Annotated in this window: 5 protein-coding genes; 2 read left to right on the top strand and 3 right to left on the bottom strand. The window is 40.8% G+C overall.

The features are described 5' to 3' along the window. Nucleotides 1–210: 210 nt before the first annotated feature. Genes LPC13_RS16500 through LPC13_RS16510 form a run of 3 tightly spaced genes read right to left on the bottom strand, consistent with a single transcriptional unit; the run spans nt 211 to nt 2206 of the window. Nucleotides 211–1155: a TlpA disulfide reductase family protein gene (locus LPC13_RS16500; RefSeq protein ID WP_005214036.1), complete on the bottom strand. Its 945-nt coding sequence runs from the start codon at nt 1153–1155 to the stop codon at nt 211–213. 30 nt (nt 1156–1185) lie between these two features. Then, a complete protein-coding gene (locus LPC13_RS16505) occupies nt 1186–2073 on the bottom strand; it encodes a 4Fe-4S binding protein (protein ID WP_005214035.1) in 888 nt (295 codons plus the stop codon). Next, complete coding sequence (locus LPC13_RS16510) at nt 2066–2206, bottom strand: CD1871A family CXXC motif-containing protein (RefSeq protein WP_005214034.1); 141 nt, start codon at nt 2204–2206, stop codon at nt 2066–2068. The genes LPC13_RS16505 and LPC13_RS16510 overlap by 8 nt, the downstream gene beginning before the upstream one ends. 127 nt (nt 2207–2333) lie before the next feature. Between LPC13_RS16510 and LPC13_RS16515 the strand changes: the two genes are divergently transcribed. Next, entirely contained in the window at nt 2334–3014 is a 681-nt protein-coding gene (locus LPC13_RS16515; protein WP_407080859.1) for a response regulator transcription factor, read from the top strand. After that, nucleotides 3011–4210, top strand: a complete 1200-nt coding sequence (locus tag LPC13_RS16520; RefSeq protein WP_234089021.1) for a sensor histidine kinase — start codon at nt 3011–3013, stop codon at nt 4208–4210. Before LPC13_RS16515 ends, LPC13_RS16520 begins: the two co-directional genes overlap by 4 nt. Nucleotides 4211–4286: the final 76 nt, after the last annotated feature.

Here is a 4286-nt window from a genome sequence, read left to right on the forward strand (position 1 = left end):
TTATTCCAAATCTACCAACTAATCATACAAAAAAGAGTAGATAGATTTGTTTTTTACACAAATCTATCTACTCTCCCCGTTATCCATAGTGGCGGCATACATAGCAGTGGTAGCTACTAATTAACTGTTATATTTTTTTGATTTGTTTAACAAAATATAAATTTCAATCAATACCAAAATAGTGATAGCAATCCTTATTTATAAGATAAATTATTTCTGATCGATCACGGACTGGATTTGTTTCATCAGCTGATCGTAGTTTGACTGATCATCGATTCCACCCATCAGAGGCTTACCAACGATATTTCCGTCTTTATCTACAAGAACTGTTGTAGGGAATGCCATGATGTTTCCGGCATATTTTCCAACTGTTGAATCAGAATCGAAAGTCAGGTTCTTGTAGGAAGCCCCCTGTGCTTTCATGATTTCCTTCGCTTCTTTGATACCATCTTGATTGTCATCTAATGTGTCTGTATTGATACCGACAACTTCACCGCCCATTTCCTTAAGTGTCTCGTTTAACTCATTCAGCTTAGAGAGCTCTCCGACGCAAGGTTTACATCCGCTGAACCAGAAGTTTACAACTGTGACTTTATTATTAGCGAAAAGACTATCATCTACGGCATTTCCATCCAGATCTTTCCCTTTGAAATCATGGAACACGTCTGTGGATTCATCAGTTTTTGAGGAAGCACTATCTGAGGATTTAGAGGCAGAAATCTTTTTCTCAAGCTTTGCAATCTCTTTTTCGATACCGCGGATTGTTTCAATGTCTTTGCTTAGGGTATCATACTCTTCTTCTGAGAAAGAATCTTTGTTTGAGTCTACTGCACTTGCAAGGGAGTCCGCATAGTTTTCAGTCATAGAATCTTCAGAAGTGTTCTTGCTCATAAAGCCAAATGCTTTGTCCCAGGCTTCTTTGTGATCAGCAAAGAGCTGATTCTCCTGCTGGTAAAGATCATTCAGTTTTTCGTTCAGTTCATCTGTACTGCCAGCGTCTGCTGTAGAAGTGGATTCCTGTTTCTTGTTGTCAGTTGATGAAGAATTAGAAGAACTTCCACAACCTGTGAATGCAAAAAGCACGGAAATGGCAAGTGATGCAGCAATTACCTTTTTTAATTTCATTGAGTTTATTTTGAGTGTTTTGTTTTTCATGATTTTAAATCTCCTTTTAATGGTTTTATTTTATTTACTGTCAGTCTGTTTCTTATTTGAAAATCCGTAATGATAGCAGAGCGCATCAGTCGGACAGGCTTTCATACATTCTCCGCAACGGATACACTCCGGATGATTAGGTGTGTCTACCACATTGACATCCATTTTGCAGACACGACTACATTTCTGGCAGCCTACGCATTTCTCATGATCCACTTGGATCTTAAGAAATGATACTCTGTTGAACAGAGAATAAATGGCCCCAAGAGGGCAGATCCATTTACAGAATGGACGGTAAAACAGGATACTCAGGACAATGAAAAGCACAAGGATCGTGAATTTAAATGTAAAAAGATGTCCGAGTGCAGAACGGATTCCTGAGTTGGCAAGTGACAGTGGAATCGCACCTTCGAGTACACCCTGTGGGCAAATGTATTTACAGAAGAAAGGATCTCCCATACCAAGTGAATTGGTCACAAATGCCGGAAGCAGGATCACAAAGACGAGCAGGATCACGTATTTTAGATATTGCAGAGGTTTCAGTTTTGTGGTGGAAAATTTCTTGCCTGGAATCTTATGCAGCAGATCCTGAAACCATCCAAATGGACAGAGGAAACCGCAGATAAATCGTCCTAACAGCACTCCTAACAGGATAAAAAATCCGGTGATGTAGTAGGTGAACTTGAATTTTGAAGAACCGACTACAGCCTGGAAAGCTCCGATCGGACATGCGCCTGTGGCAGCAGGACAGGAGTAGCAGTTCAGCCCCGGTACACACAGTGTCTTTACATTTCCTTGATAGATTTTCCCTTTAAATAGATTCGGGATGTGAATGTTGGTCAGCAGCGTTGCAGCTGCCTGAATCCATCCGCGGAAGCGGACTAGAAAGTTTTTGTTTGATTTTATTTTCTTATCCAATTCCGACACACTCCATACATAATTTTATTGCCTTACTAAGTACAACAGCAGCTTCTCCGCGGAAGATTCCGCCAAGGAAAAGTACAAGACCGGCTGAAAGTAAAAGAATCTGTGTTGCTTTTTCAGCTCTCATTAAAATACTCCTTTCAATGTTGTTTCAATGTTGTTTCAATGTTCAAAGTCAGTTTATTGACCTTTCGATATTTGCATTATACAATAGGGGGTGTAAAATTCTTGTTAAGAAAATGGAGAAAAATAAATTGAGATTATTAGTTGTTGAAGATGAAAAGAAATTGTGTGGTATAATTGCGAAAAGTCTGCACCAGGCTGGGTATGAGGTAGACGTGTGCAATGACGGAGAGGAAGCATTGCACATGATCTATGCGGAAATGTATGATCTGATCGTGCTGGATCTTAACTTGCCGGGGATGGACGGTATGGAGATTCTCAGAGAACTTCGTAAGGAAAATGAAGAGACAAAGGTACTGATTTTGTCTGCTAGAAGTCAGATTGCAGATAAGGTTGATGGGCTAGATGCAGGAGCGAATGACTATATGGAAAAACCATTTCACCTGCAAGAACTGGAAGCTCGTGTGAGAAGTCTGACAAGAAGAAAATTCATACAGAAAAATGTCTGTTTGGAATGCGGCGACCTTCGTTTTGATACAAGAGAGCGGGTAGCGTATGCAAAGGAAAATCTGGTTGAATTGACAAGGAAAGAGAACGGAATCCTGGAGTACCTTCTTCTGAATAAGGGAAGACCGGTCAGTCAGGAAGAGTTGATCGAGCATGTCTGGGATTCTTCCTTGGACAGTTTCAGTAGTTCTATCAGAGTGCATATGTCTTCTCTGAGAAAGAAGCTGAAAGCGGGACTCGGTTATGATCCGATCGTGAATAAGATCGGTGAAGGTTATAATATAGGAGGATATGAAAAAGCATGAGAAAAATATCACTTCAGTGGAGACTGACGATTTTGACGACAGTGCTGATCACCATGTTGTGTGGATGTCTTACATTTCTTTTATATAAGAACGGAGTCTATTATTTTGACGCGCTTCAGGAGACGGTTACCGATCAAGGTGGAACACCGGAAGAGGTGTACATTGACATTCCGGATGATGAGTGGGATGATTTTGCGGCTCAGTTTGCCACGAAGATTTATAATTCAAAATTTTATTATAGAAACAGAAGTCTCCTGATTACTGCTGTTGTGGCGTTGTTTGGCGGAGCAGTGACTTATTTTGTCAGTGGCCAGGCATTGAAACCACTCGGAGAATTTTCAGAGACGGTAGAAAAAGTCCAGGCACAGGATCTGACGGATTATACGATTGAAGAAAATAAGATCTTAGAACTAGATAGACTTCGTACTTCTTATAATAAAATGCTTTTGCGTCTCTCGAAATCATTTGAGATGCAACGTCAGTTTACCGGAAATGCAGCGCATGAGTTGAGGACTCCTTTGGCATTAATCCAAGCACAGCTAGATCTCTATCATACGATGGATTATTCGAAGAGTGGAGAGGCGGCGGAAGAGACAATTCAGATGGTGACAGAACAGAACGAGCGTCTTAGCAAGCTAGTCAGAACACTTTTGGATATGAGTGAACTGCAGACGGTAGCACGCAACGACAAGATTGAACTTCACGGGTTGATAGAGGAAGTGCTGACAGATCTGGAACCGCTGGCGCAAGAGAAGAACGTTGAACTGATACAGAAGTCGCAGAGTATGATAGATGAAAAAGAAGAGGGTGAAGCTGAAGATTTGGTTCTGACAGGAAGTGATATACTGATCTATCGGATGCTTTATAATCTTATAGAAAATGCGATCAAATATAATCATACGGATGGAAGTGTTACGGTATCGGCAGAGAGAAAGAAGAATGAAGTTGTTCTGACGGTTGCAGATACGGGAAATGGAATTGATGAGACATTTAGAGAGCAGATTTTTGAACCGTTCTTCCGGGTGGATAAGTCAAGAAGCCGTGAGCTTGGCGGGGTGGGTCTCGGACTTGCAATGGTGCGTGATATCGTGCGGGAGCATGGCGGGAAGATCGAGGTTTATGGAAATGAGCAGGGTGGAATGACATTTGAAGTGAGAATGAGTATAGAAGGGAATATAAAATCTGGTTTATTTTAATTGGTCTTATGTCAATATTTTGGACACAAAAAGTCAAACTTTTTTATGCTGCACTTCTAGCTAATAATTCACATTG

Origin of the sequence: Clostridium celatum (genome assembly GCF_021412605.1) — a bacterium.
Classification (GTDB): Bacteria; Bacillota; Clostridia; order Clostridiales; family Clostridiaceae; genus Clostridium; species Clostridium celatum.